11 protein-coding genes and 4 pseudogenes are annotated in these 14,238 nt (G+C 62.1%); 12 read left to right on the top strand and 3 right to left on the bottom strand.

Annotated features, from left to right (window positions below):
• The first annotated feature begins 256 nt into the window (after nt 1–256).
• The 11 genes and pseudogenes from CBI38_RS40185 to CBI38_RS31900 all read left to right on the top strand — a co-directional run bounded on the left by CBI38_RS40185 (nt 257) and on the right by CBI38_RS31900 (nt 9,810).
• On the top strand, nt 257–379 hold the full coding sequence (locus CBI38_RS40185) for a hypothetical protein (protein ID WP_257792500.1): 123 nt from the start codon (nt 257–259) through the stop codon (nt 377–379).
• Between the two features lie 933 nt (nt 380–1,312).
• The gene (locus tag CBI38_RS31955) at nt 1,313–1,723 is read left to right on the top strand and encodes a hypothetical protein (RefSeq protein ID WP_109335594.1); all 411 of its coding nucleotides are present in this window, start codon (nt 1,313–1,315) and stop codon (nt 1,721–1,723) included.
• A gap of 284 nt (nt 1,724–2,007) precedes the next feature.
• Nucleotides 2,008–3,487 (top strand): annotated as a pseudogene (locus tag CBI38_RS31950) (ferritin family protein); the annotation flags it as partial.
• Nucleotides 3,488–3,535: 48 nt separating this feature from the next.
• Nucleotides 3,536–4,147: a toluene-4-monooxygenase system B family protein gene (locus CBI38_RS40385; protein ID WP_335743650.1), complete on the top strand. Its 612-nt coding sequence runs from the start codon at nt 3,536–3,538 to the stop codon at nt 4,145–4,147.
• Between the two features lie 9 nt (nt 4,148–4,156).
• Nucleotides 4,157–4,462: an MmoB/DmpM family protein gene (locus CBI38_RS31935; RefSeq protein WP_005568670.1), complete on the top strand. Its 306-nt coding sequence runs from the start codon at nt 4,157–4,159 to the stop codon at nt 4,460–4,462.
• Between the two features lies 1 nt (nt 4,463).
• Nucleotides 4,464–5,501, top strand: a complete 1,038-nt coding sequence (locus CBI38_RS31930) for an aromatic/alkene monooxygenase hydroxylase subunit beta (protein ID WP_109335592.1) — start codon at nt 4,464–4,466, stop codon at nt 5,499–5,501.
• A gap of 20 nt (nt 5,502–5,521) precedes the next feature.
• Nucleotides 5,522–6,490: a 2Fe-2S iron-sulfur cluster binding domain-containing protein gene (locus CBI38_RS31925; protein ID WP_162603336.1), complete on the top strand. Its 969-nt coding sequence runs from the start codon at nt 5,522–5,524 to the stop codon at nt 6,488–6,490.
• Nucleotides 6,491–6,520: 30 nt separating this feature from the next.
• Nucleotides 6,521–7,591 carry an alcohol dehydrogenase catalytic domain-containing protein gene (locus CBI38_RS31920; protein WP_109335590.1) on the top strand — a complete coding sequence of 357 codons (1,071 nt, stop codon included), beginning with the start codon at nt 6,521–6,523 and terminating at the stop codon, nt 7,589–7,591.
• A 619-nt stretch (nt 7,592–8,210) separates the two neighbouring features.
• Nucleotides 8,211–8,336 carry a hypothetical protein gene (locus CBI38_RS40180; RefSeq protein WP_257792499.1) on the top strand — a complete coding sequence of 42 codons (126 nt, stop codon included), beginning with the start codon at nt 8,211–8,213 and terminating at the stop codon, nt 8,334–8,336.
• Between the two features lie 14 nt (nt 8,337–8,350).
• Nucleotides 8,351–8,659 (top strand): annotated as a pseudogene (locus tag CBI38_RS31905) (4-hydroxyphenylacetate 3-hydroxylase N-terminal domain-containing protein); the annotation flags it as partial.
• Nucleotides 8,660–8,832: 173 nt separating this feature from the next.
• Entirely contained in the window at nt 8,833–9,810 is a 978-nt protein-coding gene (locus tag CBI38_RS31900) for a helix-turn-helix domain-containing protein (RefSeq protein ID WP_109335589.1), read from the top strand.
• A gap of 461 nt (nt 9,811–10,271) precedes the next feature.
• Here CBI38_RS31900 and CBI38_RS31895 read toward each other — a convergent pair.
• Both CBI38_RS31895 and CBI38_RS31890 read right to left on the bottom strand, forming a co-directional pair.
• Nucleotides 10,272–10,585: pseudogene (locus CBI38_RS31895) on the bottom strand (transposase); the annotation flags it as partial.
• Between the two features lie 227 nt (nt 10,586–10,812).
• Nucleotides 10,813–11,970, bottom strand: coding sequence for an IS701 family transposase (locus CBI38_RS31890; protein WP_020476885.1), 1,158 nt, complete (start codon nt 11,968–11,970; stop codon nt 10,813–10,815).
• A 158-nt stretch (nt 11,971–12,128) separates the two neighbouring features.
• On the opposite strand from CBI38_RS31890, the pseudogene CBI38_RS31885 reads away from it, so the two are divergent.
• A pseudogene (locus tag CBI38_RS31885) lies at nt 12,129–13,255 on the top strand (IS630 family transposase).
• Here the strand turns inward: CBI38_RS31885 and CBI38_RS31880 are convergent.
• Nucleotides 13,252–14,161, bottom strand: a protein-coding gene (locus CBI38_RS31880) for an IS5 family transposase (RefSeq protein ID WP_109335588.1) whose coding sequence is annotated in 2 segments (ribosomal slippage) — nt 13,252–13,785 and nt 13,787–14,161 — 909 coding nt in all. Because the reading frame shifts where the segments join, the coding sequence is not laid out codon by codon here. The pseudogene CBI38_RS31885 and the gene CBI38_RS31880 sit on opposite strands and share 4 nt — an antisense overlap.
• Nucleotides 14,162–14,238: the final 77 nt, after the last annotated feature.

Raw genomic sequence — 14,238 nt, 5'->3', positions numbered from 1 at the left:
GCCGAACAACACTCCACGCCGGAGTCGTCGACAGCGGAACTCGAAACCGCCTAAAGTACACCATGCCTCGTTGATTATGAACGCGATTGTTCACCGATCCGAAGCCCACCAGTCCACGGCCCGCTATCTGCAACCGGGACGGCGCACTGGAATTCTCGCTGCCAAATCCGATGAAGCATTGCGGTGGCGCGCGTGCGGTGGCGCCTCACGGTAGTAGTCACACAGATGGTCTCAATCAAGACAGAAAGCAGATTTCATGTTCTTCTTGGAGAAGTTCTTCACCGCAATTCTCACTCTGAGCGGCGCCGCTTTCGGTGGGTGGCCTCTGTTCGACGACGACGGTCCACAGGACGGCTCGTCGTACTGGGACCAGGAATGATCGAACTGACTTGGCGGTGCAGTGGCCGCAGAGGTGCGCACAGCGACCGCCGCAGAGCAATCGGCTGTTGATCTGATCCTGCCGCGGTCGGCTGGGGGAGGACTCGCAGGGCGTCGACCGGTTCGGGGACAACTGCTTTCGGCCTCAGTAGGATTTCATACGAAGACCGCCGCACCGGCAGATGACGGAGCGTATACAGCGGCGACAACGCGGGTCGCCCAACGGCAAACGAAGGCCGGGTCTGCCACCACTACTGGACGTTCAGCTCGACCGAATTGCAGGGGACGCTGGTAGCTCGATAGTGCAGCAAGACTGCACCATTTCCACGATGCGGTCGCCGATGTGGCCTATCGCTGGGTTTCGACACCTCGGCCGATTGCCGCCGCCGACTATCGAGGGCGAGACGGGCAACCGCGGTCGCAAACCCCTACTACGAACGTGTAACGCAATCCGCGCGATTCCGAAGTCTCTGCGCAATCTGGACAGTCTCTGCGCCGGGTGGACAGTCACCGACGTGTGATGCATCTAACGTCTTGCCAAACAGGAGCCAGCCCCCATTGAGGCGTAGCCATGAAAGAAGGTCGAGCGTCATGGCGGTATTTCGTCAAGCCCCGACACGGCACAAAACGCCGCGCCGGCGCACCAACGCCCCTTCCGGTCATGGATTGACGGAGAACGCATTTCTTGAACGGCGTGGGCCGCCTGGTCTGGAACCAATGTGCTGTCCGCGGAGGACTTGATCGACGGCGGAGGACCGGTATGCGCGACGAGGGCCATTTTGATTGGACGCCGATCCGCGGCGCGACTGCCGAAGGGAACCAATTACCCTGCATCCCTGTGTAATCGATGTGTTTCATGTGCTTTACCGGCATTCCCGCATGGATCGGACTCGGTAGGACTACCGGCCGTCCGGATAAGGAGGAGAGGATTCATATGGCTGTCACCAGCGTCGAGCCCCCCGGGGCGAGCTTGACACATCTCGCCTCGCCCGTGGCGTTCACGATGCGTGAATTTGGCATCGGGACCACTGAACTCCTTCTGGCGGGTGAGATCGTCGGCGAGGATGGCACCGCAGTGACCGGCGCCGTTGTCGGAGTATGGGGGGTACTCCTCGACGCCGAGCCCGGGGGAGTCTTCGAGATACTGGCGCATGGTTCATGTGCTGCTACCAATGCGATCGAGATACACGTGAACGCGCCCGGATACGACCGGTGCGAGTTCTCTCTGGTCGTGGACGACACCGTCCCGATCGGCAAGGGCGAGGTTGCAATTCGGCCGTCTCGCCTCGGGGACGGCACGCTCGTTGTGCTGCACACCTTCGAATTGCATCGAACGCTCGGATAAGAGGGATCGGATCGGCGGGAGTTGCCGAGTGCGCATTCGGGCACCTCGAGTGATCGAAGTCGCCCGCGGCCCTGCGCTCGATTTTGACAGCGGAGCGTACGAGTACCGGCCTCATAGGCATACGAAACACCTTGTTGCCGGCTTTCGGACGCATTCGGCGAGCGTTTTATTCACCATTGCGAGTCCGGTGCAGGCCACCGGGCCGGGACATGAGACTTCGACAGCGGCCGCGGCTTGCGGCACGGCACGGTCCGCACACCAAGAACAAGGGTAAGGAAGACAACATGCCACAGTTGGCGCGATCCGAATGGTACGACCTGACGCGGGACATGAACTGGACACTCCGATATGTCGAGGAAGATCAGGTGTGGCCGCAGATTCAGTCCAACAGCTACGGAGTACCGGCGGAGAAGTGGTGGATCTGGGACGAACCGTACAAAATCACATACCCGGAGTACGTCCACAATCAGGTCGACAAGGACGTATCTGTATACGCGGTGAATTCCATTCTCGCCCGGTCGGCGATGTACGAAAGCCTCGACCCCGGTTGGAAGTCGGCGATCCTGGCGCATTACGGTGCCATCGCAGTTCCCGAGTATCTCGCCGGTCTCGGTGAAGCCCGCATGGGGCGGTTCGGCCGTTGTGCGGCGTGGCGGAACATGGCCACTTACGGGACGCTCGACGAGACCAGGCACGGCCAGATTCAGACCTTCGTTCCCCACGGACTGCTGGCGAAGGAACCTCGAGCAGATTGGGCGCACAAGGCGTTTCATACCAACGAATGGGGTGCGGTCGCTGCACGCAGCCTCTTCGACGACATGTTCACGGCTAATGACGCTGTATCCACGGCCATCCAGCTGACCTTCACCTTCGAGACCGGATTCACGAACTTGCAGTTCCTTGGAATGGCTGCCGACGCGATGAAGGTCGGCGACGTCGATTTCGCGTCATTGATCTCGTCTATCCAGACGGATGAGGCCCGGCATGCGCAGCAGGGGGAACCGACGATCAAGGTCCTCATCGCCAACGGCCGAGCGGACGTCGCGCAAAAGCTCGTCGATCATATGTTCTGGCGCACCTGGCATATCTTCGCTCTGCTGACCGGTTTGTCGATGGACTACTACACGCCCCTCGAGCACCGCAAGCATTCGTTCAAGGAGTTCATGAGCGAGATGGTGATCAAACAGTTCATGGATCAGTTTCGAGACTTCGGGCTCGAGGTTCCGTGGTATTGGGAAGACCATTTCCTCGAGGAGTTGGACTGGTATCACCACGGCCTTCATCTTGGCGTATGGACGTGGCGACCGACCGTCTGGTGGAACCCTGATGCAGGTGTCTCGCCTGAGGAACGCGTATGGCTCGAGGAGAAGTACCCGGCTGGAACGATACGTTCGGCAAGGTATGGGACGTAATCACTGAGAACGTCCGCGCCGGAAAGACCGAACTCACACTGCCCGAAACGTTTCCGATGGTCTGCAACATGTGCCAGATCCCGCTCGTCAACCCAGCGGCTTCCTGGCCGGCAAGTTGGACACTCCCGAGCCGCTGATAGTGGACACGGCCGATCGCCGCCTCCTTTTCTGTTCAGAACCATGCAAGTGGGTCTATGAGCAGAACCCGGAGCGCTTCGCCGGGCAACTCACGATCATTGATCGCTTCTTGAGCGGGGTCATCCAACCACCGACTATCGACGGCGCCCTGGACTACATGAGTCTGTCGCCGGAGGAACAAGGACAGGACGCAACGAACTACGCATGGGCGTTCGCCGGGCAACCCGGCAGCGACCGGGGCCAGCTGAGAAGGAGGCTCGAGATGGCTTTATTTCCAGTGCAAGGGATATTCGACGATGACTTCGTCGTCATGCTCATACCGATCGACGACGCGGACCCGATGTCGGTCGTCGCGGAGAAGGTGGCACACCACGCCGCCGGCCGACGCGTCGCGCCCCAGCCCGGGCCTCTGCGAGTCCGGTTCCACGGCCAGGTACTCGCGGACACCGCCACCGTGGCCGATGCGGGGGTGGCCCCCGCTCGATGTGCTGCAGGTGGGGTATCGATGAGTCACGTGGAGGACGGATGGGCCGACGCACTCGAACTCGGTGAACTGTGGGAAGGCGACATCATCGACGTGGAGTTGCACGGGGAGCAGATTCTGCTGGTGCACCACGTCGGTGGCGAGATCCTGGCTTTCCAGGGCATGTGTCCGCACCAGGAAGTGTTGCTCGCCGACGGGAACTGGAACGACGAATCGGGTGTCCTCGAATGTCCCGGACATCACTGGCAGTTCGACATGCGAACCGGAAACGGACTCAACCCCACAGGCTGCCGGCTCTACCGGTTCCCCGTCCGCGTCGCCGATGAACAGATCCAAGTTGGCATACCGAGCGACGGCGTACGACATCACAACCGAGCGAATGACAGCTAGAAGGCGGAGATGGCAGACGTGAGACTCAAGATGGTGGGACCGCTCATGCGCGGACTCGACATGGACCTGGCCGATGCCGTTGCGGACGCGATCATCGCTGACAACCCGGACTCGGATGTCCAAGTACACGACGAGGGAGGGTATGTCCGCATTCAGGTGCCCGAGTACTGCCGGCTCACCCAACTCAGCCTGGAGCGGGAACTCGGGCGGGCCTTTCCACTGGTGGAACTCGAGCCGGCACTGAGCGGATTCGCCGGTCGCATGAAGCAGGTCAACGACGAAGAGATTGTTTGGTTTCTGGAAAGGAAAGATTGAGATGGCGTCCAAGACGAGGATCAAGCCCAAACCCAAGACATGGAGCCTCTTGGGGGATGTGCGGCGCAAGCCGACGCCGTACGAGGTCGTCACATCGAAGTTCCACACCCACTTCCGTCGCGATCCGCAACCGTTCGAACATGCAGGAATGCCCCTCAATGGTTGGTATCTGCAGTACCGGGAAGGCTCACCATTCCAGGTAGAGGACTGGGAGCAGTTCCGCGACCCCTACAAGCTCACCTATAGGGACTACGTTGCAGTGCAGGACGAGCGGGAAGTGTTCGTCGACAAACTCATCGACCAACACGAACGCGGGGAGTCTGCCCGGGGCCTGACTCCGGAGTGGGTGGCGACGCTCGAACGGCTACTCGTACCACTACGCTTTCCGCTGCACATCCTGCAGATGACGGGACTGTACGTAGGCCAGATGGCCCCATCATCTTTCATCACCAACTGCGCCAACTTCCAGGCCGCGGATGAGATGCGCCGTATCCAGCGCGTGGCCTACTGGACGAAGGTTCTCGCGAACGCCCATGGGGACCGGCTCGCATCCACGGACGTCGCGCGGACCAGCTGGGAACACGATCCCCTATGGCAGCCGGCGCGCGAGGCATTGGAACGGCTCCTGATCGCGTACGACTGGGGAGAAAGCTTTGCGGCCTTGAACCTCGTGATCAAGCCACTTCTCGACACGGTGTTCAACGTGCAGCTCGCGGCTCTGGCCGGGGAGAACGGGGACGAGTTCCTGCGGATGCTCTTCACAGAGTTCGGCGAAGACAGCACTCGCAGTCAGACCTGGTCAGCCGCCCTCGTTCAGTACTGCATCGAGCGTGACCCGCAGCTGGCGGACGTGCTCGTCGGCTGGATCGGGCAATGGCAACCGCTCATGCTCGAGGCCGTCAGCAGTCTCGGTCAGATGTTCGAGAAGGCGCCACAGCCGATGGCGGCCGTCGACCTGACCGAGGCCGTCGCATCTGCACAGCATCAGCACCTGCAGGCGTGCGGCCTCAGGATGCCGTCCGGGGGCCACGAACGGTGACATCGGCCTATCGAGTACGGGTGACGCCGGGCGGTGGGGAGTTCGAAATCCGCGAGGGGGAACGGATTCTCGCCGCTGCCCGGCGCTCCGGCGTCTGGCTGCCCTTCGAGTGCGGCTGGGGAGCGTGCGGGACTTGTAAGCTCACGCTCATCGAGGGCCAGACGGACACGCTCTTCGACACTGCACCAGCGATTCATCCGCGGGACGCCAGGCGGGGACGAATCTTGGCGTGCCAAAGCGCGGCCGGCTCAGACCTTGTGGTCAAGGCGACCCGGACCGATGAGTCCCCGCGGACTCATCTCGGCACCGGCGACTACACCGCGCACTTGGCGCAGGTGGACGAGCTCGCTCCCGACATCCGCCGGTTCCGTTTCCGGCTCGATCGGCCGGCAGACTACCGAGAAGGCCAATTCGCGGTTCTCGAACTCGGCCCGGATCTGCGGCGATGTTATTCGATGGCGGCCACGTCCGGAGAACGTCACGTCGAGTTCATCGCCAAGCGCTACGCCGGTGGTCGAGGTAGCGAACGTCTCTTCTCCCTGCCACTGGGGTCGGTTGTTCCCATCGAGTTGCCCTACGGCGACATGTGGCTACGCCAGGACGAGCGACCCATCTATCTGATTGCCGGCGGCACAGGAGTGTCGGCGATACTCGCCCTTGCGCACCAACTGGCGGCGACCAACGACCCCCGTCCCGTGCGGGCCTTTTACGGCGCAACCTCCGTCACCGAACTGGTCGGTCGGTCGCAACTGGCCCACCTCCTGGCCGGACTGCCCGACGGCCACCTTCACGCCACCACATCGACTCCGTCCGCGGACGTCTCAACGTCCAGCGGCTACGTCACCGACGCGCTCGCCACACATGCTGACAGCCTCGCCGGTGCGCGGATTTACCTAGCCGGACCGCCGCCCATGGTAGACGCAGTTCTGAAGCTACTGAGTGCGGGCGGCCAATCAATCGACACCATCCACTACGACCGTTTCGGGTAAGCGACTCATTACCCGAGAAACGAGGCAGACATGCGAGCAGCCGTTTACCACGGACCCAAGGACGTCAGGATCGAGGAGGTGGCCGATCCACGCATCGAACAGCCAGGCGACGTCATCATCAAGATGATCACCACATCCATGTGCGGATCCGATCTGTACCTCTACAACGGCGAGGTCGAGGAACTTGTTGCGCCCGGTCACACAACTCTAGGGCACGAGATCTGCGGCGAAGTGGTCGAAGTCGGATCGGCCGTCAACCGCTTCGCCGTCGGGGACCGGGTGACATTTCCCTACTCGGTCAGCTGCGGTCGCTGCCAGTCCTGCAGGGTAGGCCAGACCGCGCATTGCCTGACCTCAGGCAAGGCGATCTACGGCTTCGGCACAGCATTCGGAGACCTGGGGGGAAGCCACGCAGAATATGTACGGTCACCGTTGGCAGACGACCACCTCGAGCACGTTCCCGACTCGCTCCCCGATGACGTCGTTCCGTTCCTCTCATGCAACCTGCCCGCAGCCGCAATCGCGGTACACGCGGCAGAGATCGAACTGACCGATACCGTCGCGGTCGTCGGTTGCGGGGCCACGGGCCTGTTGGCACTCGACCTGATCCGTCGTCACACCAACGCAACGGTGTATGCGTTCGATCCCGTGCCCTTCCGCCGCAAACGGGCCGAAGTACTCGGTGCGGTGCCGATGGATGCCAGCGCGGACGCTGTAGACACGTCAATCCAGGCTGTCCTCGATGCAACACATGGGCTCGGAGTGCACAAAGTAGTTGAATTTGCAGGCCGTGGTGACGCTTTCGATCTCTCAGTGGCTCTCGCGCGGCCCGGCGGAACGATCAGCGGCGGTGGCGTCTACCTCGAGCGCGATCACCCGGTGTCGCTCTTCGACATGCATTTCAAGAACCTAAGGTTGGTGCTCAACGGATTCGCCAATGCCCACACCGCTCAACGGCATGCGATGCAGCTCATCGAAAACAATGTGATCGACCCGACCGCGGTGCTCACGCATCGCGTAAGCCTGTCCGAATTACCCTCTGCAGCTGAACAGTTCACCACGCGTGAAGAAGGATTCCTCAAAGCGTTGATAACGCCGTAACTGCGCCAGACGGTCACGGTGGCGCCGACGCGTACAAAACGCAGGATAGCGGTCCGCGCTTTCTTGACGGCATCAGGCCGCAGGACCGCGGCCAACGAATCCCCTGAAGAACAGGAGGACAGAACTCTCGGCACGTCAGAGCGACCAAACTCGGAGGGTGGCGCAAGACCCGAGCCTGTACTGTGCCGCAGAGTGAGTGGCTAAGCCCTAATACACCGATTACTGCTCTAGTCGCTGCGAGCCTCGGTGCACGGCATGGGACGGCGCGTGGTCGTGGTTGATCATCCGCCCTCTCGTGTCGGGTTGTTTTACTAGGGCATTCGAATCGAGTCCGGGCAGGTGTCGCGGTTTTGGGCGATGGTCGGGTAATTGCGGCCGATAGTTCTGTCGAACAGGTGCCGGGCGGTAGATTGTCGCCAGCCTCGACGTCGAGATCACTTGCCTGCCGCCGGTGATGGACACGATGCGACCGGTCAAGGGGATGTCGATGCCGTATGTACGCACCCGGATGGTCGGACTCGATCGACACGGGCGCTCCGATCGCTCCCGCCCTGTCCGGCCATGCGGCAACGCTGACGTGTTCGCCCTCGGAGTCCTATGACGGCTGTGGCCAATCTCGGTGCCCGTCTCGGGCACCACGGCGCGGAACGGCTGCCTCGACGACCCCGTCAGCGGATGGTTCGCCGCCGCCGCATCGTTCACTCCGCTTCACCTGCAGCTCGTCCAGGCTGCCTCGTTGTCCTGACCGAAGGGAACACCATGACCACCACCGTAGTTGCCCCTGAGATCGCTGTCGACCGTACGAAGGTCAACACCGCCGCAGACTGCGAAGCCAACCGCACCGCCAACTTCGCATCGCTCCCGATGACCGGTGACGAGTACATCGAGCCGATGCGCGACGACCGCGAGATCTGGCCGCACGGAGAACGCGTGAAGGACGTCACCACGCATCCGGCGTTCCGCAACCCTGTCTGGATGACCGCCCACCTTTTCGACGCCATGCACACCGGTGAGCACGTCGACACCCTGACTATGCCCACGGACACCGGCAGCTGTGGCGTGACGATGATGAGCATCGACGATCTTGCCGCGATAGATCTCTCGTATGCCCCACCATTCGCAACGGTGCGGGAGGCGATTCAGCTCGCCGCACGCCGCTTGTCGGATCGGATGTGACCGCGCCGAATCGGCGCCGTTTCGGACGAAAGGCGCAGCCGTGGACAGCGACCCAGACGATGCCAATGGAGGACCTCCTCGTCGAACTGAACTGCTGGGCAGGTGGGGTCGGGGCCCGGGAGGTGCGGCCGGGGCTGACCGTCTGCCGGTTCGATGCGCCGGGACCGTATTCGTGGGGGCCGGCCCACGGCGTCACCTTCGGTCTCGTCGCCCAGGGGCGGCTGTCCGTGGATATCGGTCGCACCGCTCACGGTTGCGGCCCCCTCGAGGGAGTCGTCTTCACGGACCGTCTGTGCCCCACGGTCGACGTAGTCGCGGCCTCCACCGATCATCCCTTCCTCGCGATGTTTCTGCAGATCGACGCGGCGATCATTCGCCGCATATCGACAAATGTCTTGGTTAGCGATGTCGCGGCGGTGCCTGTGGCCCGGCGTGGCCGTACCAGTGGCAATCAGTGCAGCGGCACCTTCAGTGTCGACGCACGACTACTCCACTCTGTTCTGCGGTTCCTTCGAGCTCTCGATGGCGAGTTGGACGAGCGAGTGCTCGCACCGATCTGTTTGCAGGAGATCGTGTATCGCCTTCTGCAGATCGTCTGCTGCCAAGATCCGCTGGAGGTTGCCTCACGCGAGTCCGACGTCGATCCTACGCGGGCGGCGATCGAGTACATCAGGTCTCACCTCGCTGAATCGATGACCGTGAGCGACATCGCGCGGGAGGTCCGGTTGAGTGAGTCGGCGTTTGCGCATACCTTCCGTGCGACGATCGGCGTGAGTCCGTACCAGTTCCTCAAATCCGAGCGGTTGGACGCTGCTCGACGCATGCTCATCACCGGATCCGGCATCAGTGTGAGCGAAGTTGCACACGCCGTGGGCTATTCGAGCGCCTCCCACTTCATTACGGAGTTCAAGCGCCGATACGCGGTCACACCCCGCGAATATTCGAACGGGAAGTACTCTTACGCCGCTCTGGATGTCGTCGACCGTCCAGACGGCGCCCACGCGAGAACCGCAGAAATGGTGCACTTCCCCGCAGGCAACTGATACGCGAACTCAGCGCATGTCATACCGTCGATTAGACGCCGCAATGCATCTCACCCCAGGCGCTCTGTGCGGAGCCCGATCCGGACAATATTTCGAACTAAACGGGTTGCTACGGAGCAGGCCTCAAAGAATGGGAGATCGAACTGCAGGCGAAAGAACTCGCCCTGGGGCTGATAGCCTCACAAGGTTTAGTGCCGTTCCTCTTCCCCTCGACACCCATACTGTAGACCTGAAGGAGTGGAAGAGCTCACGGGCAGCCTGCGGACCAGTTTCGAACCGCCGGCGTAAGCCCAAACGCGCACCGGCATGAATAAGCCTAAATACACCGATGGACTGATGTGTCCGTGCTGAGTTTCGTTGTGCGGCAGCGAGTTGGTTACGGGCGTGGGTGATCGTCCGACCTGCGTGTCGGGTTGTTCCACTGGCTCTTTCGCGTCGAGGGCGGGCAGGTGTCGCGGACGTTAGACGATGATCGGGTGATTGCGGCCGAACGCTCTGTCGAACAGTGTGTTCCATGGTGTTTCCCACGGCCAGTCGGTCGGTAGGTGCAGCGTCAGCCGTCGGGCGGAGGAGGCGATGCGGGCGGGGCCGAGACGAGGGTGCGCCGGATGGTGCCGGTGGTCGCTTTCGTCAGCTTCGGGTCAGCCGTGAGGGTGCCGGCGGCACGGGTCAGGTTGAACGCCATCACCGCGCAGACCAGCCAGGCGGCGTTCGCGGCGAACCGGCCCGAGGGCAGATGCGCGAGGGCGGAGTTCTTCAGGTCCGCGTGCACCTGCTAGTACTACAGGGCTAATGCCTGGATCTTGAGTCGGCGTCTGAAGTGGAGTCTGCGGGCATCGGCTTGGTGCTCGCGTCGGAAGCATGACCAGTGCAGTGCGCGCTCGATCGCGTCTTTGGCCAATTGGCGGACGTTGAATAGCCGTCTGATTTCGGCGACGGTGAGGGGAATCTTGCGTCGGGGCCGGACAGTGGCCTCGGTTGGGTGCCGCCTGCCAGGCTTCGCTATTGTTGATCTTGGGTTTTCAGGTCTTTCAGCAGCGGATCGGGCGACCCCTTTTTGTTCTTGTGTTTGCGGGCGCAGACAGTCAGGAATGCGTGGGCGAGCATCGCCAACGTGACGTGCCGATACCAGGCGTGATAAAGCCGCACCTGGTAATCATCCAGTCCGACACCGCCTTTGGCGGCCTCGAAGCATTCCTCGATCGGCCAGCGGGCTCCGGCGACTCGAACGAGCTCTCCGAAACCTTCGCGGCGCGGATTGAAGCAATGGTAGAAAGCGAGTTCGCCGTCATCGATCGAGCGGCGAATCATGTACTGGTGCTCGGGGTCGTCGGAATTGATCAGCGCCCAGTCGTAGACCCGGAAGCCTTTCGAGCCGATGCCGCGGGCGCGCCGCTGCCAGTCGTTGGCGGCGAGCCGTGCGGCGCGCTGGTTGATGGCGCCCTGCCGGCCGGTGTGGTCGGTGAACGCGGTGTCTTTCGGTACCGCCATCACATAGGCGATCTCGGCTTCCTCGAGGTAGGCGCGCAGCCCCGGGTTTTGCCCGAACTCTTCGTCGGCGGTGAACCACTCGAACAACAACTCGCTCCACCGCGCCCGCTCGATCATGGCCATGACCTGCTTCGGCCTGGTCGCAAACGTCAGGTCGTCCGGGATGCCGGCTTCGGCACACCGAGCCGGGTCACCGAACCAGGAGTCCTCGGGCACATAGAGTTCGCGATCGATCAGGACACGGTCGCGGCCGGTGGTGACATAGGCCAGAAAGGTGCCGATCTGGCAGTTATCGACACGCCCCAGGGTTCCGGAGTATTGCCGTTGCACGCCAGCAGATTTCTTGCCCTTCTTCGCAAACCCCGTCGGATCGGCGACCAGAATTCCGCGCGGGTCATTGAGATGCTCGATCGCATAGTCGCATACCAGGTCGCGCAGCGCGTCAGCATCCCACAAGGCAAGGTTGAGGAACCGCTGCATCGCCTTCGGTTCCTTCTCCCCGACATACTCGGCGATGGTCCAGCCGTTCTTCCGCTCGATCGGCGCCAGCAGCCCCCGAAGATACTGCCCGGCATGACGGAGCGAGTTTTCGTGAACAAACAACGGCTCGATGCGGGTAAGAACCTTGTCGAACTCGGACGCCCATTCCTCCAGATCTACAACAGACACCGCATCAGGATCGAGCACCGGACCATTTTCAGCACGCGCAGCCACCACTGCAAGATCCCCCGCGCTGCCCCAAGATCAAGTCAGACACGCCGACCGATAGCCCTATAGTACTAGTGTCGTACGCCATAAATTCGTGCTTTAACTTGATATCTTGAGGCATGCCTCGAACCGGACGCCCGAAGGCTGAGTTGATGTTGACCGATAACGAACGCGAACAACTCGTTCGATGGTCGCGGCGAGCGAAAACCCCACAGTCGTTGGCACTGAGGTCGCGGATCGTGTTGGCCTGCGCGGAGCCGGGGATGACAAACAAGCAAGTTGCGGCAAACCTAGGGATATCCGCCAACACGGTCAACAAATGGCGCGGGCGCTTCGTCGACCGACGCCTCGACGGCTTGGTCGACGAACCTCGACCGGGTCGTCCGCCCTCGATCTTGCTGGACCGGGTCGAAGGCGTGGTTACCGCGACACTGGAAACCTCCCCGGCCAATGCGACGCACTGGTCGCGTACCTCGATGGCCAAGCGCACCGGCCTGTCACCGTCGACGATCGGCCGGATCTGGCGCAAGTGTGAACTCAAACCGCATCTGACCGACGGTTTCAAGCTGTCCACGGATCCGCAGTTCGTGGACAAGGTCGTCGATGTTGTTGGTCTCTACCATAATCCGCCCGAGCGTGCCGTCGTCCTGTGTGTGGACGAGAAGAGCCAGATGCAGGCCTTGAACCGTTCCCAGCCGGTGCTGCCGATGATGCCCGGCATGCCGGAACGACGCAGTCACGACTACGTCCGCAGCGGCGTCACCAGCCTGGGGGTACCTCCCTGGACGTAGTCCTTGGGGGAGTCGCGGCGTTCAACATCGCCGACGGCACGGTGATCTCCGAGCTTCACCGACGTCACCGGGCCGTGGAGTTCAAGAAGTTCCTCACCGCGATCGACAAGGCCGTCCCCGACGAGTTGGACGTGCATCTCGTCTGCGACAACCTGGCCACCCACAAGACGCCGGCAGTAGGCGACTGGTTGGCCAAGCACCCACGTTTTCACGTCCACTTCACCCCGACCGGGTCCTCGTGGATCAATCAGGTCGAGCGATGGTTCGCATTCCTGACCGACCAGCTGCTCCGCCGTGGTGTACACAAAAGCGTTGCAGCACTGGAGAAAGACGTTCGCAACTGGGTCAAAACCTGGAACGACGACCCGAAGCCGTTCGTCTGGCACAAGACCGCCGAGGAGATCCTCGATTCCCTCGCCAAATATATCTCACGAATTTCTGACGCGGGACACTAGGGCATGTCTCCCAATAGTTTGAGCCATTCGACGATGCCGGCGAGAAGGAATCCAGCCCGGTAAGTCAGCGCAAGCTTGTCATACCGGGTTGCCACCGCTCGCCACTGTTTTGCCTTGTTGAAGGCCCTTTCCACCACGTTGCGGCCCTTGTACGACTCGGCATCGAAGTTCGGTGGCCGACCGCCCGCGCTGCCCTTGTTCTTGCGGTTGGCCACCTGATCGGACTTCTCGGGAATGACCGCCTTGATGCCCTTGCTGCGTAGCAGTTCTCGATTGGCCTTGGATGTGTACGCCTTGTCGGCACGGACCTCGTCCGGGCGCGTGCGGGGTGCGCCGCCACCGATGCGCGGCACGCAGATGCCCTCCAGGAGCGGGCCGAACATCGGGCTGTCGCCTGCCTGGCCAGGACCCACCAGCACCGACAAGGGACGTCCGTCGCCATCGCACGCCAGGTGAACTTTGCAGGTCAGCCCGCCGCGGGACCAGCCGATGCCGTGATCGACCGGTTCGTCAAGCAGATTCGTGTAATTCGGCAGATCCCCCTGTGTCACGCGCGGCGTTGGCGCCGTGCTGGTGCACCCGCACCACGGTGGAATCCACCGACACCGCCCAATCCAGGTCGCCACCGGCATCGGCCATCGCCGCCAGGGCTATGAGTACCCGATCCCACGTTCCATCCCCGGCGTAGCGTCGGTGCCGTTTCCACACCGTCTTCCAGGGGCCGAAATGCGCAGGTAGATCCCGCCACGGGAGCCCGGTACGCAGCCGGTAGAGCATCCCCTCCACCACGAGCCGGCTGTTCTGGAACTTCCGCCCCCGCAGCCCATCCGAACTGGGCAACAGCAGCGCAAGCAACGCCCACTGCTTGTCCGTCAACACCTCAAACCGATTAACAACGTCTGCCACAGCGAAGAGTCTGCAGCACAACACCCCAAATCATTGGGAGACACGCCCTAGGAATCTTGGACCGGCGAAGCTGGTAT

The organism is Rhodococcus oxybenzonivorans (assembly GCF_003130705.1).
Lineage (GTDB): Bacteria > Actinomycetota > Actinomycetes > Mycobacteriales > Mycobacteriaceae > Rhodococcus_F > Rhodococcus_F oxybenzonivorans.
The sequence above is the reverse complement of the archived record's forward strand: the minus strand, read 5'-3'. Positions and strand labels throughout refer to the sequence as shown.

Coding starts and splice junctions, on each gene's coding strand:
- CBI38_RS31920 (WP_109335590.1), top strand. CDS start 6,521: ATGCGAGCAGCCGTTTACCACGGACCCAAGGACGTCAGGATCGAGGAG.
- CBI38_RS31935 (WP_005568670.1), top strand. CDS start 4,157: ATGGCAGACGTGAGACTCAAGATGGTGGGACCGCTCATGCGCGGACTC.
- CBI38_RS31930 (WP_109335592.1), top strand. CDS start 4,464: ATGGCGTCCAAGACGAGGATCAAGCCCAAACCCAAGACATGGAGCCTC.
- CBI38_RS31955 (WP_109335594.1), top strand. CDS start 1,313: ATGGCTGTCACCAGCGTCGAGCCCCCCGGGGCGAGCTTGACACATCTC.
- CBI38_RS40185 (WP_257792500.1), top strand. CDS start 257: ATGTTCTTCTTGGAGAAGTTCTTCACCGCAATTCTCACTCTGAGCGGC.
- CBI38_RS31900 (WP_109335589.1), top strand. CDS start 8,833: ATGGAGGACCTCCTCGTCGAACTGAACTGCTGGGCAGGTGGGGTCGGG.
- CBI38_RS40385 (WP_335743650.1), top strand. CDS start 3,536: ATGGCTTTATTTCCAGTGCAAGGGATATTCGACGATGACTTCGTCGTC.